18 protein-coding genes are annotated in these 23,864 nt (G+C 67.9%); 9 read left to right on the top strand and 9 right to left on the bottom strand.

All coding sequences use genetic code 11. The features are described 5' to 3' along the window. Window positions 1–11: 11 nt before the first annotated feature. The 7 genes from O3I_RS46230 to O3I_RS08920 form a co-directional block, all read right to left on the bottom strand. Window positions 12–296, bottom strand: coding sequence for a ribosomal protein bL12 (locus O3I_RS46230; protein WP_014982584.1), 285 nt, complete (start codon window positions 294–296; stop codon window positions 12–14). Window positions 297–325: 29 nt separating this feature from the next. Then, complete coding sequence (locus tag O3I_RS08945) at window positions 326–691, bottom strand: STAS domain-containing protein (protein ID WP_014982583.1); 366 nt, start codon at window positions 689–691, stop codon at window positions 326–328. A 292-nt stretch (window positions 692–983) separates the two neighbouring features. Continuing rightward, on the bottom strand, window positions 984–2,264 hold the full coding sequence (clpX, locus tag O3I_RS08940; protein ID WP_014982582.1) for an ATP-dependent Clp protease ATP-binding subunit ClpX: 1,281 nt from the start codon (window positions 2,262–2,264) through the stop codon (window positions 984–986). Window positions 2,265–2,707: 443 nt separating this feature from the next. After that, window positions 2,708–3,373 (bottom strand): ATP-dependent Clp protease proteolytic subunit, encoded by a 666-nt coding sequence (locus tag O3I_RS08935; protein WP_014982581.1) that lies wholly within the window; start codon window positions 3,371–3,373, stop codon window positions 2,708–2,710. Window positions 3,374–3,442: 69 nt separating this feature from the next. Next, complete coding sequence (locus O3I_RS08930; protein WP_014982580.1) at window positions 3,443–4,033, bottom strand: ATP-dependent Clp protease proteolytic subunit; 591 nt, start codon at window positions 4,031–4,033, stop codon at window positions 3,443–3,445. A gap of 179 nt (window positions 4,034–4,212) precedes the next feature. Beyond that, the gene (tig, locus tag O3I_RS08925) at window positions 4,213–5,613 is read right to left on the bottom strand and encodes a trigger factor (protein ID WP_041563557.1); all 1,401 of its coding nucleotides are present in this window, start codon (window positions 5,611–5,613) and stop codon (window positions 4,213–4,215) included. 169 nt (window positions 5,614–5,782) lie between these two features. Then, window positions 5,783–6,355, bottom strand: coding sequence for an FKBP-type peptidyl-prolyl cis-trans isomerase (locus O3I_RS08920; protein ID WP_014982578.1), 573 nt, complete (start codon window positions 6,353–6,355; stop codon window positions 5,783–5,785). A 184-nt stretch (window positions 6,356–6,539) separates the two neighbouring features. Between O3I_RS08920 and O3I_RS08915 the strand changes: the two genes are divergently transcribed. From O3I_RS08915 to O3I_RS08895, 5 genes are all read left to right on the top strand, one after another. Next, entirely contained in the window at window positions 6,540–8,999 is a 2,460-nt protein-coding gene (locus O3I_RS08915; RefSeq protein WP_051066527.1) for a phosphoketolase family protein, read from the top strand. Between the two features lie 72 nt (window positions 9,000–9,071). After that, on the top strand, window positions 9,072–10,757 hold the full coding sequence (locus O3I_RS46225) for a 3' terminal RNA ribose 2'-O-methyltransferase Hen1 (protein WP_041562501.1): 1,686 nt from the start codon (window positions 9,072–9,074) through the stop codon (window positions 10,755–10,757). Next, complete coding sequence (locus O3I_RS08905; RefSeq protein WP_014982575.1) at window positions 10,757–13,351, top strand: polynucleotide kinase-phosphatase; 2,595 nt, start codon at window positions 10,757–10,759, stop codon at window positions 13,349–13,351. Before O3I_RS46225 ends, O3I_RS08905 begins: the two co-directional genes overlap by 1 nt. A 160-nt stretch (window positions 13,352–13,511) precedes the next feature. Continuing rightward, window positions 13,512–14,765: an EstA family serine hydrolase gene (locus O3I_RS08900; RefSeq protein ID WP_014982574.1), complete on the top strand. Its 1,254-nt coding sequence runs from the start codon at window positions 13,512–13,514 to the stop codon at window positions 14,763–14,765. A 141-nt stretch (window positions 14,766–14,906) separates the two neighbouring features. Beyond that, on the top strand, window positions 14,907–15,548 hold the full coding sequence (locus O3I_RS08895) for a TetR/AcrR family transcriptional regulator (protein WP_014982573.1): 642 nt from the start codon (window positions 14,907–14,909) through the stop codon (window positions 15,546–15,548). A gap of 15 nt (window positions 15,549–15,563) precedes the next feature. Here the strand turns inward: O3I_RS08895 and O3I_RS08890 are convergent, their stop codons facing one another. Then, the gene (locus O3I_RS08890) at window positions 15,564–16,331 is read right to left on the bottom strand and encodes a trans-aconitate 2-methyltransferase (protein WP_014982572.1); all 768 of its coding nucleotides are present in this window, start codon (window positions 16,329–16,331) and stop codon (window positions 15,564–15,566) included. Window positions 16,332–16,612: 281 nt separating this feature from the next. Between O3I_RS08890 and O3I_RS08885 the strand changes: the two genes are divergently transcribed. The 4 genes from O3I_RS08885 to O3I_RS08870 all read left to right on the top strand — a co-directional run bounded on the left by O3I_RS08885 (window position 16,613) and on the right by O3I_RS08870 (window position 21,788). Next, the gene (locus O3I_RS08885; RefSeq protein WP_014982571.1) at window positions 16,613–17,449 is read left to right on the top strand and encodes an SDR family oxidoreductase; all 837 of its coding nucleotides are present in this window, start codon (window positions 16,613–16,615) and stop codon (window positions 17,447–17,449) included. Between the two features lie 86 nt (window positions 17,450–17,535). Next, window positions 17,536–18,585 carry a 3-oxoacyl-ACP synthase III family protein gene (locus O3I_RS08880; RefSeq protein ID WP_014982570.1) on the top strand — a complete coding sequence of 350 codons (1,050 nt, stop codon included), beginning with the start codon at window positions 17,536–17,538 and terminating at the stop codon, window positions 18,583–18,585. A gap of 3 nt (window positions 18,586–18,588) precedes the next feature. Further along, entirely contained in the window at window positions 18,589–19,524 is a 936-nt protein-coding gene (locus tag O3I_RS08875; protein WP_014982569.1) for a hypothetical protein, read from the top strand. Window positions 19,525–19,739: 215 nt separating this feature from the next. Continuing rightward, on the top strand, window positions 19,740–21,788 hold the full coding sequence (locus O3I_RS08870; protein WP_167829120.1) for a helix-turn-helix transcriptional regulator: 2,049 nt from the start codon (window positions 19,740–19,742) through the stop codon (window positions 21,786–21,788). Window positions 21,789–21,815: 27 nt separating this feature from the next. On the opposite strand, the gene O3I_RS42485 is transcribed toward O3I_RS08870, so the two are convergent. Further along, window positions 21,816–23,849, bottom strand: coding sequence for a tetratricopeptide repeat protein (locus O3I_RS42485; RefSeq protein ID WP_167829119.1), 2,034 nt, complete (start codon window positions 23,847–23,849; stop codon window positions 21,816–21,818). Window positions 23,850–23,864: the final 15 nt, after the last annotated feature.

Genomic DNA, 23,864 nt, shown 5'->3' with positions numbered 1-23,864 from the left:
GACGACCGCGCTCAGTACCGCCGTTCGTGTTGCTCCACAGCGTCTTTGGCGTCTTTCAACCCGGCGCCGGTGAGTTCGCGGTAGCGCTTGATCGCCTGAATCTTCTTGCCCTGCACCAGAAGATCATCGATCTCGGCCCAGCTGAACGACACCGGACGGGGTGCGACCGGCATGGCGGGGATGGGTTTGGCGGTGGTCAGGTCGGGCCGTTCCTGAATCCCCAGATGATCGAGGATCAGGTCCAGTTTGAGGTGCAGTGCGTCGATCTTCCGCTCGAGGCGGCGGTGGGCGAACATGCTCGAATCGTAGTGACCGCCGTCGGCTCTCAGGCGGCGAGCAGCGCGTCGGCGAGATTATCGGTGGTGTCGAAGGCGGCGACGTCACCGGCCGCGGCGAGCAGCCGATTCACGCACCGCGGGCCCGTGACCAGGCGAATCCTGCGCTCTGTGCGCTCAGCCGAGCTTCGGGCCGCGAGCAGCACGTGCAGCCCGGCGACGCCGAAAAACGTCACCTGGGACAGGTCGATGACCACGGTCGACGCGGCATTACCGAGCGCATCGGTCAGCCGGGAGCGGAACAGCTCCGCGGTGTAGAAATCGACTTCACCGGCGAGCGCGCACAGTGTCACCGTGTCGCTGGGAGCCGTCAGGGATACGCGCAGCCGGTCCAGGGGATCGGGTCGATTCGGCACCGTGACTCGACTCGGTGCCCCACCTCGCTTCGGGATGGTCGCGGATCTCGCCATGTTGTCGACGAGGAATGCTGAAGTAGCGAGTGTGGTCGACATGAGGACCTCGGTCCTGTCGCGCGCGGCAAATGAAGTCCGGTTGCCGGCAAGTTTTTTCGCCCTGATGCGATATCGCCATCCCGAGCTGGGCTGTCTACTCAACCCTGAAAGCAGATTACCCAGCGGCGGCTCGCGACAAACCAAAGAAGCCACCGCGAGTCGCGGTGGCTTCTTGTGGACAGCGGTCCGTAACGGACTAGGCTGACTTCTCCCGGCGCTCGGTGCGCTGCGCCTTGCGCGGCACGATCGTCGGCAGCACGTTCTCGGTGACGGTGTCGGAATCGACGACCACCTTGGCGACATCGTCGCGGCTGGGGATGTCGTACATGACCGGCAGCAGCACTTCCTCCATGATGGCGCGCAGGCCGCGGGCGCCGGTGCCACGCAGGATGGCTTGATCGGCGATCGCCTCGAGCGCATCGGTGGTGAACTCGAGGTCCACGCCGTCCATCTCGAACAACCGGATGTACTGCTTGACCAGTGCGTTCTTCGGCTCGGACAGGATCTTGACGAGCGATTCCTTGTCCAGGTTGGTCACCGACGCGACGACCGGCAGACGGCCGATGAACTCGGGGATCAGACCGAACTTGATCAGATCCTCCGGCATCACCTCGGCGAAGTGGTCGGTGGTGTCGACCTCGGCCTTGGAGCGCACCTCGGCGCCGAAACCGATGCCGCGGTGGCCGGTCCGGTCGGAGACGATCTTCTCCAGGCCGGCGAACGCACCCGCCACGATGAAAAGCACGTTGGTGGTGTCGATCTGGATGAACTCCTGGTGCGGGTGCTTACGGCCGCCCTGCGGCGGCACACTCGCCTGGGTGCCCTCCAGGATCTTCAGCAGCGCCTGCTGCACGCCCTCGCCGGAGACGTCGCGGGTGATCGACGGGTTCTCGCTCTTGCGGGCGATCTTGTCGACCTCGTCGATGTAGATGATGCCGGTCTCGGCGCGCTTCACGTCGTAATCCGCGGCCTGGATCAGCTTCAGCAGGATGTTCTCGACATCCTCACCGACGTAGCCGGCCTCGGTCAGCGCGGTCGCGTCGGCGATGGCGAACGGAACATTGAGCATCTTGGCCAGGGTCTGCGCGAGGTAGGTCTTGCCGCAACCGGTGGGCCCGAGCATCAGAATGTTCGATTTGGTGAGCTCGACGACCTCGCCGCGGCTGTCGCGGCCCTTGTCGCCGGCCTGAATGCGCTTGTAGTGGTTGTACACGGCCACCGCCAGCGTGCGCTTGGCGGTGTCCTGCCCGATGACGTAGTTCTCCAGGAAGTCCCGGATCTCCGCCGGCTTGGGCAGTTCATCGAGCTTGACCTCGCTGGACTCGGCGAGTTCTTCCTCGATGATCTCGTTGCACAGATCGATGCACTCGTCGCAGATGTACACCCCTGGTCCCGCAATGAGCTTCTTGACCTGCTTCTGGCTCTTTCCGCAGAACGAGCATTTCAGCAGATCGCCGCCATCTCCGATGCGCGCCATCTCGTGGGTCCCTACTTCCTTGTCCGCGTGCAACCGTCGTCCAGGTTGCCAGTTATCTGCCGCCTTGCTTGTCGGCACCACGGCGTGGTCGAAAACGCGTCGACCGGTTCCGGTGTGTACGGCAGTGCTGTCAACCGGGAGCAAAGGTCCCTAGGTTGACCGTACCTGGTGTGTGCGATGGAGGTCGACAACTCGAGCATGTTTCTCCGCCGGGTTGTGCGAGTTCTCACGGCACCGGAGCGCGTTCTGTCATTGCGACGGCCTGTTCGAGCTCCGGCCGCTTGTTCATCGACGCCGGGGACCGAAGTGTTTCGGCGCCGACGTCGTCATTGAAGCAGTCCGGCCGGGCAGCATGCCACCTGGCGTGCTTCCCGGCCGGAACTCCGTGGGGTACAGCTATTCGCGCGCGAATCACCGCCGGGAAACGGCGACTCGCGACGAGATCACTTCTGTGCGCTGAGCTTGCGGTAGTCGAACACCGTATCAACGATCCCGTATTCCTTGGCCTCTTCGGCGGTGAGAATCTTGTCGCGGTCGGTGTCCTTGCGGATGGTGTCCGCGTCCTTACCGGTGTGCCGGGCCAGCGTGGTCTCCATCAGGCGCCGCATGCGCTCGATCTCGGCGGCCTGGATCTCCAGATCCGACACCTGGCCCTGGATGCCACCCTCCAGCGACGGCTGGTGGATCAGCACGCGGGCGTTGGGCAGGCAGGCACGCTTGCCCGGGGTGCCGGCCGCGAGCAGCACAGCGGCGGCGGAGGCGGCCTGACCCAGGCAGACGGTTGCGACATCGGCGCGCACGTACTGCATGGTGTCGTAGATGGCCATCAGCGAGGTGAACGAGCCACCGGGCGAGTTGATGTACATGGTGATGTCGCGGTCCGGGTCGAGCGACTCGAGCACGAGCAGCTGCGCCATCACGTCGTTCGCGGAGGCGTCGTCCACCTGCACGCCGAGGAAGATGATGCGCTCCTCGAACAGCTTGTTGTACGGGTTGGACTCTTTGACGCCGAAGCTCGAGTGCTCGATGAACGACGGCAGGATGTAGCGCGACTGCGGGCCCTGCGGCGCCATGCCGCCGAGTGCGCGTGGGTCAAACTGGTTGGCCATCTTGGTCTCCAAAGTCTCTGTGGGTAAGCGGCTGATGCGCTGGAACGGACGAAGATTCGCCGATCGCGCCTAGTTGTCGCTCACGCCGCCGGTCTGGTTCGCGTGGCTGACGACCCGGTCGATGAAGCCGTATTCCAGGGCTTCCTTGGCGGTGAACCAGCGGTCGCGGTCGGCGTCGGCCGTGACCTGCTCCACGGACTTGCCGGTGTGCTGCGCCTGCAGTTCGTTCAGTTCCCGCTTGGTGTGCGCGAACTGCTCGGCCATGATCGCGATATCGGCGGCCGAACCACCGATACCGGCCGAGGGCTGGTGCATCATGATCCGCGCGTGCGGCAGGGCCAGGCGCTTGCCCTTGGTGCCGGCGGTGAGCAGGAACTGGCCCATCGAGGCGGCCAGACCCATGCCGACGGTGCGGATATCGCACTCGGCGAACTGCATGGTGTCGTAGATGGCCATACCGGCGGTCACCGAGCCACCCGGCGAGTTGATGTACAGCGAAATGTCCTTGGTCGGATCCTCCGCCGTGAGCAGCAGGATCTGCGCGCAGATCTTGTTCGCGATGTCGTCGTCGACCTGGGTGCCGAGGAAGATGATGCGCTCGCGAAGCAGGCGCTCGTACACCGAATCACTGAGGTTGAGCCCAGCAGTCGCGGACGTCATAGCGATCCCTGCCTGATTACTTGTCACGGATACCTGCCTTCTCATACCGGCTCGCTGGCCGACGGCCATCTCTGGTTCGTTGTCACAAACATTAACGAAGCAGGGCGGCACCGAACTCCCGGTACCGCCCTACTTCGCTCACAGCGCAACTTCGCGGCGCTCAGCTGCGCTGTGCTCTACTACTCCGCCTTCGCCGCGGCGGTCTCGTCCGACTCGACCTCGAGCACGTCGTCGGCGTCGATCTCCGGCGCGGAATCCTCAGGCGCACCGAACATTTCGGCGGTGTCCACGGCGTTGCCCGCGGAGTCGGTCACCTTGACCTTGCCGACCACGCCGGCCAGCGCCTTGCCGCGACGGACGTCGGCGAAGATCGCGCCGAGCTGGCCCGCCTGCTGCACCTGCTGGATGAACTGCTCCGGCGCCAGGCCGTAACGCTGCGACTGGAACAGGATCCGCTCGGTGAGCTCTTCCTGGCCGACCTGGGTGTTGTCCGCCTCGGCGATCGCGTCCAGCAGCAGCTGGGTCTTCACCGACTTCTCGGCGGACTCCTTGGCGTCCTTGTCGAACTCTTCACGGCTCGAGCCCTGCGCCTCCAGCGCCTCGGCGAGCTTGGCCTCGTCGTGGTCGAAGCCGTGCACCGCGTCGTGGGTGACGGCGTCGATCTCGGCCTTGACGACGGCATCGGGCAGCGGCACCTCGACCTGCTCCAGCAGGGTCTCGAGCACCTTGTCCCGGATCTCGCCGGCCTGCTGCACCTTCTTGCTGCGCTCCACCCGGGTGCGCAGGTCTTCCTTCAGCTCGTCCAGGGTGTCGAATTCGCTTGCCAGCTGGGCGAAGTCGTCATCGGCGGCGGGCAGCTCGCGCTCCTTCACCGACTGCACGGTGACGGTGATGACGGCTTCCTTGCCCGCGTGCTCACCGGCCACCAGGGTGGAGGTGAACTCCTTGGACTCGCCGGAGTTCAGGCCGATGAGCGCCTCGTCGAGACCCTCGATCAGCTGGCCGGAGCCGACCTCGTGGGACAGGCCGGTGGTGGCCGCCTCGGGCACCTCTTCGCCGTCCACGGTGGCGGACAGGTCGATGGAGACGAAATCGCCGTCCTGCACGGCCCGCTCGACACCGGTCAGGGTGCCGAAGCGCTGGCGCAGCGAGAGCAGCTGCTCCTCGATGTCCTCGTCGCCGATGGTGAACGCGTCGACAGTCACCTCGATGCCGTCGTAGGCGGGCAGCGTGATCTCCGGGCGCACGTCGACCTCGGCGGTGAAGGCGAGCTCCTCGCCGTCCTCGATCTTGGTGATCTCGATCTCGGGCTGGCCGATGACCTTCACCTGGCCCGCGGTGACGGCCTCGCTGTAGCGGCCCGGCAGCACGTCGTTGACGACCTGCTCCAGCACCGCGCCGCGACCCAGGCGAGCCTCGAGCAGCTTGGCCGGCGCCTTGCCGGGACGGAAGCCGGGGATCTTGACCTGCTTGGCCAGTGCCTTGTACGCGCGATCGAAGTCGGGCTTCAGTTCCTCGAAGGGCACCTCGACATTGATCCGGACCCGGGTCGGGCTCAGCTGCTCGACGGTGCTCTTCACGGACATGCTCCTTGTTCGTCGTCTGTTCTGGTTGAGACGCGATCCCCCGTCATCCCGGACATGCTCCGGGACACCGGCACCCGCCGGGTGGCGAGGGACGCGGCGTACGCATCCCGACCAGGTTAGTTGACCGGCCGGGACGGGCTGCACTCGGCCGGTCGCCCAGCCCCTACTTTCCGATCGACACGGCGTCGGTGACGAAGACCAGCGTTTCGTTCGGCGCGATGCCGCGCCCGCCCGCGCCGTAGCCGAGGTCCGGCGGCACGATCAGCAGCCGGCGCGCGCCCTGCTGCACCCCGACCAGGCCCTGGTCCCAGCCCTGGATGACCTGGCCGGCGCCGAGGGTGAGCTGGAACGGCTTGCCGCGATCGAAGGAGCTGTCCTTCTTCTGCTTGTTGGACCAGGTGATCAGCGCGTAGTTCATGGTCAGCTGCTGGCCCGGCTCGGCGCCGGGGCCGCTGCCGGGGTTCAGGTCCTTGGTGATCAGCTGCTTCGGCGGATCGCAGTTGTCCGGGATGGTGATCGTCGGGGCGGCGCCGAACTCACCGCTCACGGCGATGTCGTCGGCGGTGCATTCCCGGCCTTTGCTCTGGGTCGGGCCCGCGGCGGCCGAGGTGGCGGCCCGCGCGGCCGAGGTGGTGGAGGGAGCGGGCGACGACTTGTCGTCCGAGCCGCACGCGACCAGCGTGCACGCCGCCGCGGTCATGGTGCCGATCGCGATGATCCTGCCGAGTGTCTGCATGCGGCGGACCCTAGACCACACCGGTCCGAATGTCCGAGCCGACATGTCCTTGGTCCCTCGTCCGCCACGTCGTCGCGCACTAGGCTGACCGTGAATTTTCTCCGTGCGGACTTGTGCACACCGTTCTGTTGGGTATCGCGGCTACCGAGACCCCGAACACGAGGAGAGGCGGCGCATGAGCCACATGGCGAGCGCGGGCGGCGACACCGCCGCCGACAATGTCGGCAGCACCGGCGGCGAGACGGTCGCACCGGAGCCGTACCGGCTGGCAACGGTCGACGGACCACTAGAGCGCGACGAACTCGACTCGATCGACGCGTGGTGGCGGGCCGCGAACTATCTGGCGGTCGGTCAGATCTATCTGATGGCGAATCCGCTGCTGCGCGAACCGCTGCGCGCCGAGCACGTCAAACCGCGGTTGCTCGGCCACTTCGGCACCGTGCCCGGATTGAATCTGGTGTGGGTGCACGCGAACAGGGCGATCCGGCAGCGCGGGTTGAACGCGGTCTTCGTGGCCGGGCCCGGACACGGCGGGCCGGGCCCGAACGCGTGCGCCTGGCTGGAGGGCACGTATTCCGAGCTCTACAGCCATATTCCGCGGGACGGGACGGGGATGGGCGCGCTGTTCGCCCAGTTCTCCTTCCCCGGCGGCGTGCCCAGCCACTGCGCGCCGGAGACGCCGGGCTCGTTCCACGAGGGCGGCGAGCTCGGCTACTCGCTGCTGCACGCCTACGGCGCCGCGTTGGACAACCCGGATCTCACGGTGTTCTGCGTAGTCGGCGACGGCGAGGCGGAGACCGGACCGCTGGCTGCCAGCTGGCATGCCAACAAATTCGTCAATCCGGCGCGCGACGGCGCGGTGCTGCCGATTCTGGCGCTGAACGAATACAAGATCGCGAATCCGACCATTCTGGCGCGCATTCCGGAGGCCGAGCTGGTCTCGCTGCTGCGCGGGTACGGCTACGACCCGATCGTGGTCGCGGGCAGCGACCCGGCCGCGGTGCATCAGGCCATGGCCGCGGCGGTGGACACCTGTATGGAACGCATCGCGCAGATCCAGCGGGCCGCGCGCGGCGGTACCGACGGCAGCAGGCCGGTCTGGCCGATGATCGTCCTGCGCACGCCCAAGGGGTGGACCTGTCCCCCGGTCGTCGACGGCGACCCCGTCGAGGGCACGTTCCGGGCCCATCAGGTGCCGCTGCCCGGTGCACGCACGAACTCCGATCATCGTGCGGTGCTGGAGCAGTGGCTGCGTTCGTATCGTCCCGAGGAGTTGTTCGACGACCACGGCAGGCCGGTCTCGGAACTGCTCGATCAGGTGCCCGACGGTGAACGGCGGTTGAGCGCGAACCCGATTGCCAACGGCGGCATGCTGGTTCGCGATCTGGACCTGCCGGACTGGCGCGACTTCGGGGTCGAGGTGAGCACACCCGGAGCCGATGCGCACGAGGCGACCAAGGTGCTCGGCGGTTGGTTGCGCGAGGTGACCCGGGCCAACCCGGACAATTTCCTCACCTTCGCCCCGGACGAGCTGGCCAGCAATCGCTTACAAGACATCCTCGACGTCACCGGACGCAACTGGCAGGCCGAAATCGGCAGTCACGACGAGAAACTCGACCGCACCGGCCGGGTGATCGAGGTGCTGTCCGAGCACATGTGCCAGGGGCTGCTGGAGGGCTACCTGCTGACCGGCAGGCACGGGGTGTTCACCTGCTACGAGGCGTTCATCCACATCGTCGACGCGATGTTCAACCAGCACGCCAAATGGCTCGACGCCAGCGCGGCGGTGCCCTGGCGGCGGCCCATCGCCAGCCTGAATTACCTTCTCTCTTCCCATGTTTGGCGACAGGACCACAACGGGTTCACGCATCAGGATCCCGGATTCCTCGATGTGGTGCTCAACAAGAAGCCGTCGATCGTGCGCGTCTACCTGCCGCCGGACGCCAACACGCTGCTGTCCACCTACGACCACTGCCTGCGGTCACGGCACTACGTCAACGTGGTGGTCGCGGGCAAACAGCCACAGGCGGACTGGCTTTCGGTACACGACGCCGCCGAGCACTGCGCGCGCGGCATCGGCATCTGGGATTGGGCCGGGCACAACGACGAACTCGGCACCGTCCCGGATGTGGTGCTCGCCTGCGCGGGTGACGTGCCCACGCTGGAAACGCTCGCGGCGGCGGCGATCCTGCGGGAACGATTGCCGGAGTTGCGGATTCGCGTGGTGAACGTGGTCGACCTGATGCGCCTGCAACCACAGGACGAACACCCCCACGGTCTACCCGACAGCGAGTTCGACACCCTGTTCACCCACGACCGGCCGGTGATCTTCGCCTTTCACGGTTACCCGTGGCTGATCCACCGGCTCACCTACCGGCGGGCCAACCACGCCGGACTGCACGTGCGCGGCTACAAGGAACGCGGCACCACGACGACACCGTTCGACATGGTGATGCTCAACGACCTGGACCGCTATCACCTGGTGATGGACGTGATCGATCGGGTGCCGAGCCTCGGCGAGCGAGCCGCGGGACTGCGCCAGGAGATGGTGGACGCCCGCTGGACGGCACGGGCCTGGACGCGCGAGCACGGCGAGGACATCCCCGAGGTCGCGAACTGGAGTTGGCCGCAGCCGTCGCGCTGACGGGCTGCCAGACACTGCCACCAGAATGAAACTTCCTTGCGCGGGTTCCCGCGACTGGGCGACGATCGCTGCATGCTGCTGACGATCACCTGCACACCGCCGGACGGCGCCGCGTGGCCGGCGACCGACCTGGGGTTCTTGCTGCACAAGAACCCCGACCGGGTCCAGGCGTTCGAGCAGTCGTACGGCACGGCGCACGTCGTCTACCCGCAGGCCACGGCCGAGCGATGCACCGCCGCCCTGCTGCTGGAGATCGACCCGATCCGCCTGGTGCGCGGACGTTCGCGTGGCACACCGGATTTCAGCCTCGGCCAGTACGTCAACGACCGGCCGTACGCGGCATCGTCGCTGCTGTCGGTGGCCATCGGCGCGGTGTTCCGCACCGCGTTGCACGGCCGCTGCACACTGCGACCGGAACTGGCGCAGACCGCGCTGCCGCTGCAGCTCGAATTGCCCGCGGTGCCGTGCAAGGGCGGCGCCGAAGTGGCCGAGCGGATGTTCGCGCCGCTGGGCTGGACGGTGACCGCGACTCCCCTGCCGCTGGACCCGGCCTTCCCGGACTGGGGCGATTCCCACCATCTGCGGCTGGCGCTGACCGGCACGATGCGGCTGGCCGATGCACTGTCACACCTGTACGTGCTGCTGCCCGTCCTCGATGGGGCCAAACACTATTGGCTCGCCGCCGACGAAGTCGACAAGCTGATCCGGGCCGGCGCGGGCTGGCTGGCCGAACACCCCGAACGCGCCTGGATCACCCGGCGATACCTGGCCCGCCGCCAGTCGCTGGTCCGAGCCGCACTGGCCCGCCTCGCCGAAGTGGACGAGGTGGAACCGGAGGAACTCGACGCGGTCGAGGAGGCGGTGGACGACGGCGCGGACACCGACGCCACGCTAGGTGTTGCGGCGCAGTGCGATCCGGCGCAGTGCGATGCGGCTGACCGCGCGCCGGCACAAGCCGCATCGGCGCGGTTGGAACCGGCACAGTCCGACACGGCACAGTCTGGTCCGGCGTTGTCCGATCCGGCGCAGTTCGGTGCGGCGCTGCACGACACGGCGGGGCTCTCTGCGGCGAACCCTGAACCGGCGCAAAGTGGTTCGGCTGGGTCCGGGGCGGTGGGTGAAACCGGCCCGCGGACACCGTCGTTGGCGGTGATTCGGCGGGCGGCGGTGATTGCCGCGTTGCATGAGGTCGGGGCCGGGCGGGTGCTCGATCTCGGGTGCGGTGAAGGCGCGTTGTTGCGGGAACTGCTGGCGGACAAGGCCTTCGGCGAGATCGTCGGCGTCGACGTCTCGATGCGGGCGTTGCACATCGCCGAACGTCGCCTGCGCCTGGATCGGCTGCCCGAGCGGGTCGCGGCCCGACTGACCCTGCGTCAGGGCGCGCTCACCTACACCGACGCCGAGTTGCGCGGCTACGACGCGGCAGTGCTCATGGAGGTCGTCGAGCACGTCGATCCGCCGCGGCTCGGCGCGCTCGAGCACGCGGTCTTCGCCGCGGCCGCACCACGGGCCGTGCTCGTGACGACGCCCAACGCCGAGTTCAATGTGCGATACGAGAGCCTGCCCGCGGGCAAGTTCCGGCATGCCGACCACCGATTCGAGTGGACCCGGGCAGAATTCGAGTCCTGGGCGGCACGGGTGGCGGCCACGCACGGCTACTCCGTGCGCTTCGTGCCGATCGGCCCATTCGACCCCGAAGTGGGCGCGCCGACCCAGATGGCGGTCTTCACCACAGCGATCCAGGAAGGAGCAGCGTGATGGCGGAACTCTCGGTGCCCGAACTGTCGCTGGTGGTGTTGATCGGCAGCACCGGCTCGGGCAAGTCGACCTTCGCGCGCAAGCACTTCCGGTCGACCGCGATCGTCTCCTCGGATGCCTGCCGCGGCGTCGTCAGCGACGACGAGAACGACCAGTCGGCCACCGCCGAAGCGTTCGCCCTGCTGCACCACATCGCGGGCGTCCGGCTGCGCCGCGGTCTGCGCACCGTGGTCGACGCGACGAATGTCCAGGCCAAGTCGCGGCAGGAGCTCATCGCGGTCGCGCGCGCCCACGACGTGCTACCGGTCGCCATTGTGCTCGACGTTCCGGATTCGGTTTGCCTGCAACGGAATTCGACCCGGCCCGATCGTGCGGGTCTCGGCGCGCACGTCGTCGTCCGGCAGCAGCGCGAGCTGCGCCGCAGCCTGCGCAGTCTGGAACGAGAAGGCTTCCGCAAGGTCTACGTGCTGCGCGGCGCCGCCGAGATCGAGGCCGCGACGATCGTGGACGAGAAGTCATGGAACGACAAGCGTGAACTCACCGGCCCGTTCGACGTGATCGGCGACGTGCACGGCTGCCGGGGCGAATTGGAAACGCTGCTCGGCGAACTCGGCTACGCCATCGACCGGGACGACAACGGACGCGCGGTCGGCGCGCACCATCCGGCGGGCCGGACCGCGGTGTTCGTCGGCGACCTGGTCGACCGCGGGCCGGATACGCCGGGCGTGCTCCGGTTGGTGATGGGCATGGTGGCCGCCGGAACGGGCCTGTGCGTCACCGGGAATCACGAGCACAAGCTGGTCCGCGCCCTCGACGGCAAGCAGGTGCGGGTCGCGCACGGCTTGGCCGAGTCGCTGGCCCAGCTCGACGCCGAGGACGAAGTGTTCCGCAAGGCCGCGCACGAATTCTGCCGCGGCCTGGTGAGCCACTATGTGCTCGACGGCGGCAAGCTCGTCGTCGCGCACGCCGGGTTGAAGCAGGAGTACCACGGTCGCGCCTCGGGCCGGGTCCGTTCCTTCGCCATGTACGGCGAAACCACCGGCGAGACGGACGAATACGGCTTGCCGGTGCGTTACCCGTGGGCCAACGACTACCGCGGCACGGCCACCGTGCTGTACGGGCACACCCCGGTGCTCGACCTGCAGTGGGTGAACAACACCCTGTGCCTGGACACCGGCGTGGTGTTCGGCGGCAGGCTCTCGGCGTTGCGATACCCGGAACGCGAACCGGTCTCGGTTGCCGCGGAACAGGTTTGGTACGAACCGGTGCGGCCGTTGCAGGCCACCACGATCAGTACCGCCGAGGGTGTGGTGCACCGGGATCCCGGCGTGCTCGATCTGGCGGACGTGATCGGCCGCCGGGTCGTGCAGACCCGCTATCACGGCAGGGTCGGCGTGCAGGAGGAAAACGCCGGTGCCGCACTGGAAGTGATGAGCCGGTTCGCGCTCGACCCCCGCTGGCTGGTGTACCTGCCACCGACGATGGCGCCGTGCGCGACTTCGGAGCTGGACGGCTACCTCGAGCACCCGGATCAGGCCTTCGCGTACTACCGCGCGGAGGGCGTCGACCGGCTCGTGTGCGAGGAGAAGCACATGGGTTCGCGGGCGGTGGTTCTGGTGGCCCGCTCGGCGCAGGCGGCGCGGGACCGGTTCGGTGTCGATGACGGCGGCACCGGCGTGATCTACACCCGTACCGGGCGTCCGTTCTTCGACGACCGGGACCACACCGAAGCCGTGCTCGCGCGGGTCCGTGCGGCCGCCGAGCATGCCGGGCTCTTCACCGAACTCGACAGCGAGTGGCTGCTGCTCGACACCGAGCTGATGCCGTGGTCGGCGAAGGCGCTCGGCCTGTTGCGCTCGCAGTACGCGGCGGTCGGGGCGGCGGCGCGCGCCGCGCTCGACACCGCCGGCGAGGTGCTGGCCGCGGTGACCGCCCGCGGTCTGGACGTGGGCGAACTCGCGCGCCGCACCGGCGCGCGCCGGGACGACGCCGCGGCGTTCACCGCCGCGTACGGCCGCTACTGCTGGCCGGTGGACGGCACGGCGGGTCTGCGGCTCGCCCCGTTCCAGATCCTCGCCACCGAAGGCGCGAATCACGCGGTACGCGAGCACGATTGGCACCTGGAACGGATCGACCGGCTGGTCGCCGCCGATCCGGAAATGTGCGCGCCGACCGGGCGGGTCTTCGTCGACCTGACCGACGAGCACAGCATCGCCGCCGCGACCGCGTGGTGGAGCAAGCTCACCGCGGCGGGCGGAGAAGGCATCGTGGTCAAGCCGCGCCAGGCGCTGGCGCGTGGCCCGCGCAAGGACGAGGCGGCGACGGACGAAGGCCGGCTGGTCCAGCCCGGCGTGAAATGCCGTGGGCCCGAGTACCTCCGGATCATCTACGGGCCGGAGTACCTGCGCGAGGACAACCTGCGACGGCTACGTGCCCGCGGTCTGGGCCGCAAACGCTCGATGGCCTTGCGCGAGTACGCACTCGGGCTCGAGGCCCTCGACCGGCTGGCCGCGGGTGAGCCGCTGTGGCGGGTGCACGAGGCGGTTTTCGCGGTGCTCGCGCTGGAGTCCGAACCGGTCGACCCGCGGTTGTGACGTCCCTCACCAGGGGCTGATCGCGAGCCGTCGGCACCTCACGTTCCGGCACCGCCCCCCTTGCACGCGGCAACTGAAACACGTTACCGTGCGAGTTAGCGGGCTGCTTGCAAGTGTTATACAGCGAGCCGCCCGGCGTACTGGACAAGGGAGTCTGACCATGCCCGCAGCGACCCCGGACGGCGCCTCGAGCACCGGCCGCATGCTGGTCGACGACCGCTTCACGGCCGTCGCCGCCAAGTTCTTCGCCATGTTCCGGCGCAGGCGACAGGGCGGTGGCGCACTCGCGGTCTACCTCGACGGCGAGCCCGTGCTGGACGTCTGGGCCGGATGGGCCGATCCGGAACGACGCTGGCGGTCCGACACGATGGCGCTGACCTATTCGACCGGCAAGGGCGTCGCCGCGACCGTCGCACACCGGCTCATCGAACGCGGCGTCCTTGACCTCGACGCACCGGTGGCGACCTACTGGCCCGAGTTCGCGGCGAACGGCAAGGACGCCATCACCGTTCGCGATGTCCTGAACCATCGCGCGGGACTGCAACGCATCCGTGGACTGGTCGACAGCCAGGGCACCCCGCTGGACGAGGACGCCTTGCTCGACCACGACAGCCTGGCCGCGGCGCTGGCCGCGTCCGCGCCGGATCCGTTGCGGCTGCGCGCCTCCGGCTATCACGGCCTCACCTTCGGCACCCTCGTCGCCGAGTTGGCGCAGCGGGCCACCGGGCGTTCGTTCGCCGAGGTGGTGCACGCCGAGCTCGCGGAACCACTGGGCGACAACGACTTCTGGTTCGGCGTCCCGCGCGGCGAGCGACACCGGCTCGCCACCCTGTCGCCGCGGCTCACCATCGGCAGGGTTCCGGTGGACCGGCTGATCGCGCCGTTCGGCGCGCTGCGCAGGGTGCAGTCCGCGCACAGCGCGATCTACGACGGCTGGGCCGATATGAGCATCGGCCAGCGGCCCTACGATGCCGTGATGCCCAGTTGGGGTGGCGTTTTCACAGCGCGCTCGCTGGCGCGGATGTACGGCGCGATCGCCAACGACGGCGTGGTCGGCACCCGCCGCCTGCTGCGGCCGGAGACCACCCGGATGATCGCGCAGATGCTGCCGAACAGCCGTTTCGACTACGTGCTCGGCGCGCCTCCGCACTGGGCGCTCGGCTACCACCGCGGCATCGTCGGCACCAGGCTGACCCGAGAAGCGCTGGGGCACTTCGGTGTCGGCGGATCGGGCGCGATCGCCATACCGGGCGTAGGCGTCTCCGTCGCCTTCGTGACCAATCACCTCGGCTACTCCGGGATGACGCTGGGCGATGCGCGACTCCCCACCCTGGCCGCCCTCGCCAGGCGTGCGGGCGCCCTCGGCAGCGCCGCGGGCAGTGTGCCGGTCACGCGGCAGGCCGCGGCGGGCTGATCGGCGCAGTCCACCGACCGGCCGCGCGGTACTGCCGCAAGGCTCGGATACGAGATCGTCCCGCCGCCGCATGCTCCGCACCCGAGGACACCACGAGTCGGACGGTGACCGATTCTCGCCAGCCTGAGTACGATCGACCGTATGGAAAGTGGCCCCGACTCCGTCCTCACCCGGCGCGAACCCGTCGAGATCACGGACAAGCGCCTGCTGCGCGGGGCACGAACCCGGGAGACGGTGCTGCGGCATGCGGTCGACATCGCCTCGCTCGACGGACTGGAGGGGCTGAGCTTCGGCCGGCTCGCCGCCGATTCGAGCCTGAGCAAGGCAGGAATCCAGACGCTCTTCAAAACGAAGGAAGCCCTGCAACTCGCCGCGATCGACCATGCGCGCGACCTGTTCGTCGAGACGGTGATCGAACCCGCCCGCACAACGCCCCGTGGCCTGCCCCGCCTGCGGGCACTGATCGAATACTGGCTGGCCTACATCGAGGCGCCACTGTTCACCGGCGGCTGCTTCTGGATGGCCGCGATACCGGAACAGGACAGCAGACCCGGCCCGGTGCTCGACGCACTGCTGCGCGACCGGCACGCTTGGGTACGCGTGCTCGAACACGAATTGCGGCGCGCGGTGACGGCTCGGGAGATCGCCGAACTCGACGTGGAACTCGCCGCGTTCCAGATCGATTCGGTCCTCTGCGCCACCAATACCGCGCTGCGCGTCGGCGACCCGGCGGCCATGCGCCGCGCGCGCCGCATCGTCGACGGATTTCTCACCGCACCTTGACGCGCGCGATCCAGGTCAAGCCGGCTTGTGCGCCACCGCGAAGATACGGCGGAACGGGAACCACGTGGTGCCGTCGGGCATGGCCGGGTAGACGACGCGCAGGCGCGGGGCCAGCTCGGTCCGGAATTCGCGCCAGTCCTCGTCGTCCAGTGCGGCCCGGATCGGGCGCAGCGCGGTGCCGGTGACCCACTCCAGCACCGGATCCGGCCCTTGCATGCGCTGGTAGTAGGTGGTTTCCCAGATATCGGCGACGGTGTGCTCGGTGCTGAGCACCGCCGCGTACCTGGCCGGTTCGGGCACCGCGTCCACCCCGCGCAGCATCGCGTCGGCGAGCCGGGACCGCCAGCGCGCCTCCCCGGCCAGCGCGCGGATCTCCCGATGCGACGGCGCGTCGAAGTTGCCGGGGACCTGCATGGCGAACCAGGCGCCGCGCGGCAATTCGGGCAACCACTCGGCGAGCAGCGCGAGATGATCCGGAACCCATTGCAGGACAGCGTTACAGACGACGACGTCGGTTTCCTCGTCCGGCTGCCAGTCGTGCACGTCGAGCACCTTCGCGTCGATCCCGCGCTGTCGCGCGTCGTCCACCATCTCCGGCGCGGAATCGAACGCGTCCAGGCGCGCATCCGGCCAGCGTTGCGCGAGCACTTCGGTGAGATTGCCCGGCCCGCACCCGAGATCGACCACGCGCCGCGGCTTTTCGGCGTCGATACGCCCGATCAGCTCGAAGAACGGGCGTGCCCGGTGATCGGCGAAGTCGAGATACTTCTTCGGATCCCACATACGAACCCTCCTCGTTTAGCAGTACGGGCGTACTTAGTACGATTGTACTGTATTGCTTGACAGGCAGATATGCCGAACCCCTATCACCCCCTATCGGCCGCACCGGCAACCGGGCGCTGCCCGAGTACCCGGCATTACGGGCGCTTACACCTCACTCGGCCGACCTGCGCGACTTCGCTGATGTTGTTCCGGGGCAGCATCTTTCGCGATACGCACAGTTGCGGATAACCCCCGGTCACGACGGTCTTTCGGCGTCTCGGTGTGTGGCAGGGTGATCGGCTATGAAGACGATCCTGATCACGGGGGCCACGTCGGGTATCGGACTCGCGGCAGCGCGGCAGATCGCGACAGGGGGCGATCGACTGGTGCTGGTCGGCCGAAATCCGCGCAAACTCGCCGAGTCGGCGACCGAGGTCCGCGCCGCCGGGGCAGGTGCGGTCGACACCCTCGAGTGCGACTTCGGCGAACAGGACTCGGTGCGGCGACTCGCCGACGCGGTGCTCTCCCGGTACGACCGGCTCGATGTCCTCGCGAACAACGCGGGCGGCTACCAGAAGGATCGGACCGTGACCAAGGAGGGCGTCGAAAAGACGTTCGCCGTCAATCATCTCGGCGGCTTCCTGCTCACCGAGTTGCTCACCGAACTGATGGTGCGCAGCGCGCCCTCGCGCATCCTGTTCACCTCATCGGTCCTGCACTTCGGCGCGGGTCTGGATCTCGACGATCTCGCGTTCCGACGCGGGTACTCGGGCGAAAAGGCCTACAGCCGATCGAAACTCGCGAACATCCTGTATGCCCGCGCGCTGGCCCGGACCCTGGAGGGCACCGGGGTGACGGTCAACGCCTTTCACCCCGGTGCGGTGGCCACCGGTATCTGGGATGACATGCCGTGGTTCGGGCAGCCCCTGGTCGCGCTGGCCAAGCGACTGTTCATGATCACCGCCGAGGAGGGCGGGCAGGCGCTGGCCTACCTCGCCACCGGCGCGGAGGTGGCCGGGGTGAGCGGCGCCTACTTCCAGCACAACCGCATCAAGACGCCGTCGCGCCGAGCCCAGGACGAAGTGCTCGGCCAGCGGCTCTACACGGTGAGCGCGAACCTGGTCACCGCCACCGGATAGGCACGCACACAGTCAACGACAACGTTGTCGAAAGTCCTAGCGACACAAATAGTTTGTCACCGACTGAGCTGTAGAAAGCAGGGACAATGCAGCGTACGCGTTTCGAGTCCATCGGCTCGTATACTCCGGCCACTGTCCGTTCCACCGAAGAACTGATCGCCGGCCTCGCGATACCGCGGTCGTTGGATCTGGCGCGGATCACCGGAATCGAACAGCGGCGAGTTTACGATTCCCATCCGGACCGCTACGAATCGTCGTTCGAGCTGGCCTTGCGCGCCATCGACGACTGCCTGCGCCATTCCGATTACGCCGCAGGCGATTTGGACATCATCATCTCGGCTTCGATCACCCGCACCCGCGGGAAGGAAATCTTCTGCTACGCACCGGCGTTCGCGCTGATGCTCGGCAACGCCGTCGGCGCGACCGAGGCCCGGCACTTCGACGTGTCCAACGCCTGTGCCGGGATGATGACCGGCGTGCTCGTGCTGGACCGGATGATCAAGGCCGGGGTGGTGCGCAACGGCATGGTGGTCAGCGGTGAGCAGATCACCCCGATCGCCGAAACCGCGATGCGCGAGATCAGCCAACCGTACGACCCGCAGTTCGCCGCGCTGACCGTCGGCGACGCGGCGGTCGCGGTGATCCTCGACGACCAGGGCGACGACCACGACGAGATCCACTACGTCGAGCTGATGACCACCGCGGAGGGCGCCGAGCACTGCCTCGGCATGCCCAGCGACCGGTCGGCCGGTATCGCGCTCTACACCGACAACCGCGCGATGCAGAGCGAGTCGCGCTACCGCCAAGGCATCGAGCGGATCGACACGTTCCTGCGGGAGAGCGGAAGATCCTGGGAGACCGAGAAATTCGACTACTGGATCCACCACCAGTTCAGCGCTCCGGCGCTCGAATACCTGGAGCAGCTCACCGGCGAGCACTTCGGCACTGCGATGCCGCAGGCACTGAATGTGTTGCAGGAGTATGGCAATACGGCGTCGACCTCGCATTTTCTGGTGTTGCACGAGTATCTCGCCCGACAGCAGATACCGAAGGGTTCGAAGATCCTGATGATCCCCGCGGCCTCCGGAATCGTTTCCGGTTATCTCGCCGCGACCGTCTCGCGGCTGGAGGCCTGAGTCATGGCGACCACCATCGTCGCGGCGGCGGCGAACACCGATCTGGACACCGGCAGCTATTTCGAGCTGGCGACCCGCGCGGCGATGTCCTGCCTGGAGCAGGCCGACGTCTCTGTCGACGAGGTCGGCATGCTGGTCAATACCGGTGTGTTCCGTGATGACAATATTTCCGAGCCCGCGGTCTCGGCGCTCATCCAGAAGCGGATCGGCATCGGACTCGAATACGAGCCGGGCCGCGTCCCCGCCTTCTCCTTCGACCTCATGCACGGCTCCACCGGCCTGCTGCACGCGGTCACGGCCACCGAATGCTTCCTGTCCACCGGCGAAGTCGAGTACGCCCTGATCCTGGCCGGCGATACCCATCCGTCGCGGCAGCGGTATGTCGCGGGGTTCCCGTACACCACCGGGGCGGCCGCGGTACTGCTCGAAAGCACACCTTTCGCAGCGGGATTCGGCCGCTTGTACACCAGCCGGACCGACGGCGACGCCCATCCCAGCGCCTGGGTCGCGCTCGGCGAGGCGGGCGCGAACGGCCGATCGGCCATGCGCGTGCGGCACGGTGACGAAGACCCGCTCACGCTGGCGGCGGCCGCGGTACGCGCCTGTATGACCGAGGAGGGCATCGACAGCGACGACTTCGCCACGGGCCGGGCGCTGTTGCTCACACCCGCGCCCGCGCTGGGATTCCGGGCACACTTGGCCGAAACCCTCAGGCTCGCACCGGAATCACTCGTCGGCGTGCCCACGGAGGTCGGTGACCCCTACTCCGCGGCTCCGGTGCACGCCTACCTGAACGCACAGGAGTCGGGCGTGCTCGCCGCCGCGGAGACAGTGCTGTTCCTGGCCGCCGACGACGCCTCGGCGGCCTGTCTGCCCTACCGGCAGCCGGTTCCGGCCTTCGTCGGCCGCGCTGCCGTCACGGAAACCGAAAGGCCTTGACGTCCGGGAGGTTCCACGGTTTTCCATGCATTACCGGCATTCCGGCGGCCTTGTCGCCGCAATGCCGGGACAGGTCAGGGAAGGCGGCCTAGGCTGTTTGCACCGGCTGGATCAACGGGGCATCCGGACATGCCCCTGCTGCGACGACGCATCGATGGTGCCCTTCCACAGTCGGGCACACTCATCGATGAAGGGACTAGGGCATGCAACGGCCGATGTCGGTACAGAACACCCAGTGGTCGACCATCGCGGAATCCAGTATCGGCCAGGCCATGGCGGTGCTCGGCGGGTGCAGCACCGTCGGCCTGATCGCGGAGCTGCTCGCCGTGGACGAAACGGCGGTCCGCACGGTGGTGCGCAGGCTCGCCGCGCGGTCTTCGTCGCGGGTGGTGATCGACGATCTGGACGCGGTCGAACGGCGGCCCCGTGAAATCCCGGCACCCGCCCATCCGGAACTACGGTGTCGTGCGGCGGAACTGTTGCACAGCAAGGGATTCCCGGCGGCGACAGTAGCCGACCAACTAGTCGAGGCCGGCGTCGCCGACTATCCGTGGGCGGCCAGGGTGCTGCTCGCCGCCGCCGACGAGGCGTTGGCCAACGATCAGATCGACCGGGCCGCCGACCGGTTGGAATTGGCCTATCGCGCCACTCGGGAGCCGAGCGCCCGCGGCGCGCTCGCGGTGCGGCTGGTCTGCGTCGACTGGCGCGGCAGCCCGTCGAGCCGAACCCGGAATTTCAGCCGGATGCGAGCGGCGCTGCGCGGCGGCCGGGTGCCCGCCGCACAGTTGCCCGCCGCCGTCATGTTCCTGCTCTGGCACGGCCAGACCCAGCGCGCGGATCAAGCGCTGGGACAGCTGAGTTCGTGCCCGCGCGACGAACCCGCGCCGCAGGCCGAATTCCTGCGCGCCTGGCTGCGCTTCACCCACCCGCCCTACGTGCCCCGGCACCAGGGCCTGTTCGCCGACGGACGCCTACCCGCCGACGACCGATTACCCGAACCCGCCGCCGGGGCCGTCGAGTCACGAAGACCGACGCAGCCGGACCAGCGGCCTCCGCATCTGCTCGGCGCCGAGCTGCTGACCCGGCTGTGCACCACCCATCCGCTCGACGACACCACCACGCTCGCCCAGCGCCTGCTCACCTGTCATCGGCTCGCCTCCACCACGGTGGAAACCCTTGCCGCGGCCGTACATTGCCTGATCTACACCGATCGGCTCGATACCGCCGCCGCGTGGTGTGATTCGCTGCTCGCCGAGGCCGAGGCGCGCAAAGCCCCCACGTGGCAGGCGATCTTCGCCGGCCTGCGCGCGGAAACGATGCTGCGCAAAGGCAATCCGCGCGCCGCAGCCAACGAGGCCGCGCTCGCGCTGAATCATGTTCCGGCCGAACATCTCGGCGTGTGGGTCGGGATCCCCATCGCGGTGCGGATACGGGCGTTGACGTCCGCGGGCCGACTGGCCGAGGCCGAAGCACAGCTGCGCAGGCCGGTGCCGCGCGCGCTGTTCGAGTCCCGCTTCGGACTGTTGTACCTGCACGCGCACGGCCACTTCCAGCTCGCCACCGGCCAGCCGCGCGAGGCGCTGCGCACCTTCCGGCGCTGCGGTGAGCTGATGCGCCGCTGGCGGATGGACTTCCCGTGGCTGGTCCCGTGGCGCAACGACATCGCCGTCGCGCATCTGGCGCTCGGCGAGGGCCGGCATGCCCGCGCCTTCGCCACCCGGCACCTCGACCTGCTCGGCGGTGCGCCGGCCCACCGCACCGGCGGCGTCTCGCTGCGTCTGCTCGCCGCGACGGCCGACCGCTATCAGCGGGTCAGGTTGCTGCGTGAGGCGACCGCGATCGCGCGGTCGGCCGGCTGCGATCTCGAACTCGCCACGGTCCTCGGCGATCTCGGCGCCGCGCACCGTGCCGTCGGCGATCACGAGAAGGCCCGCATGCTCATCCGCGAGGCGGTGCGCATCGCCGAGGCCTGCGGCGCCGACCCGCTGCTACGCGACCTGCTCGGCGAACGCCAGCCCGCTCCCACGGTCTCTCCGCTCACCGCGACGCCCACCGGTGTGGCCGCCCTCAGCCCCGCCGAACGCCGCGTCGCCGAACTCGCCGCACACGGCAAACGCAACCGCGAGATCGCCGCCGCCCTGGCCATCACCACCAGCACCGTCGAACAACACCTGACCCGCGTCTATCGCAAACTGGAGATCACCCGCCGCACCGAACTCACCTTCACCCTGAACGCCCCGAAAACGGTATCGGCACACGCCTGACGATGCCTGGCCCAGCGCAAGCGCGGTTCAGTGCTGCCGGGCACCGAGCCAGGCGGGCACGTGCTCTGCGCTGCGTGGAAACATCTGCAATTCCTGCTGGAACGCGCGTGCGTCGGGTCGATGGTCCCAGTCCGGCTCGTGGTCCCAGTCGTATTCCGCGTTGTACTTCCCGTTCACCACGAGGTGGAACCGGACGGAGGTCCACGTGCCCTGCCACGGCGTGTACATGTCGCGGCGCAGCTCGCTGAAGAAGGTCACCGCCTGCGGGGCCTGCCACTCGATCGACTGACCGAGCACGGTGAGAACCTGCGCCCGCGTCTCCACGTACTCGCCGACCGACCGGAAGTCGATGAACAGCTGCTGCCAGTCGCTCGGCAACCGGTGCAGCAGATGATCGCGGTAACTGTCGAGCACCATCGCGACGAGCTGCATATCGAGCGGTATGAGCTCGGTGATGTCGGTGTCGGTGTTCTTGTACCGCCCTTGCCATTTCGGCAACCGATCCAGCAGCCACTCCGGCGTGTACTCGAGTTCGCGCGGAAACCGCTCGAGTTCTTCGATATACGTCGCCGCATCGACGGCAAACGGCCAGTCCGGCTCGTAATCGGTATTGTACGAGCGGAAGAACGAGCCGGATGAGTCGATGAGGAACCTGGCCGACAACCATGCGCCGCGTTCGGGATCGCGCTCGTAGTGCGCAACCTTGATGGCGTCCAGCAGCGGTGCCAGCTCGGTCGGCGCCGCAAGCGCGGTCGCCCCACCGTTGTCCGACAGCACCGTCAGCGACAGATCGTGGATTTGCCCGCTCGAACGCGCGATCAGATCTATCCGGCGCCAGCCTGTTTCGCCGACCAGGTCGACCAGTCGGTTGCCGAGCTGCTGGGTGAGATCTTCGAGAACACGTCGCGCGTCCCCGGCAGGTGCCGCTCCGCCCGTCGATCGAGTGAGATGGGCCAGCCAGCCGCGCACCTGGTCGGTGAGGTCGTGCTCGACGCCGTAGACACGTTCGGAGTCCGCCAGCACACGCGTATAAGTGGCGATGGCATCGTCCATCCGTCCGGCGTCCTCGTACACGCGTGCCAGGCTGTTGCGCATGGCTACCGGATCGGAATGGTCCGGGCCGACGATCCGGCTGTATTCCTCGATCGCTTTGGTGTGCAACGCGATCGACTCATCGAAACGTCCGGCCGCGCCGTAGGCGCGAGCCAGCGTGTAGCGAACCAGGATCGTCTGCGCCTGCGCCGCACCGAACACACGCTCATGCTCGGTCAGCGCCGTCTCGTACGCGGTGACCGCCTCCTCGATTCGCCCGGCCGAGGCGTATGAGCGCGCGATGCTCAGATGCGTTCCGAGAGTGTCGGGGTGGTCCGCCCCCAGCTCTCGACGGCGCATCTGCAGGTTGGTCTCGCGCAACTCGATAGCGCGGCCGAAGCGATCGGCGGACTCGTACGCGTCGGCGAGGAAGTCGCGGTAGCCGACCGGATTGTCATGAGCCGGACCGAAGAACTGTTCACGCGCGGTGAGCACAGCAGCGTCCAAGGGTATGGCGTCATCGACCCGACCCACTTCCCGATAGCAGTTCGCGAGGCAGGTTCGGGTCGTGATGGTGAGGGTGTCCCCGGCGTCGAGCACCCGTTCGCGAGCGGCGAGCGTCGCCTCGAAATGCGTAATGGCACTGTCGATGTCACCGATGGAGTGATAGGTCTGGGCCAGTTCGTGCCGGATCATCAGGGTTTCCGGATTGTCGGCGCCCTGCGTCTGCTCAGCCCCCGCCAGCAACACCTCGTACAGCATCGCGGTGGTGCGATCCGCCACCGGGTTACTGAGCGCGGTATCGACGAATTGCTGTGCCGCATAGAGAAATTCGGCATCAGCGTCGGCCTGTTGGGCAGCGAAGGCAGCGGTCAGCGTCGCGCGTGCCGTGGCCGAATCCGGTTCGGCTGCAATGTCTCGCAGATCGACCCCGGGGTAACGCTGGCCGATGAAGTTCCGTAGTTGACCGTATGCGTCGAGCACCGCCGTGGTAGTGGTGCCTGGTTGTCCGGCAGCCCCAGCTGCCACGGCGGTCGTAATGAT

Origin of the sequence: Nocardia brasiliensis ATCC 700358 (assembly GCF_000250675.2) — a bacterium.
Classification (GTDB): Bacteria; Actinomycetota; Actinomycetes; order Mycobacteriales; family Mycobacteriaceae; genus Nocardia; species Nocardia brasiliensis_B.
This window is presented reverse-complemented; position numbering and strand designations above follow the sequence as displayed.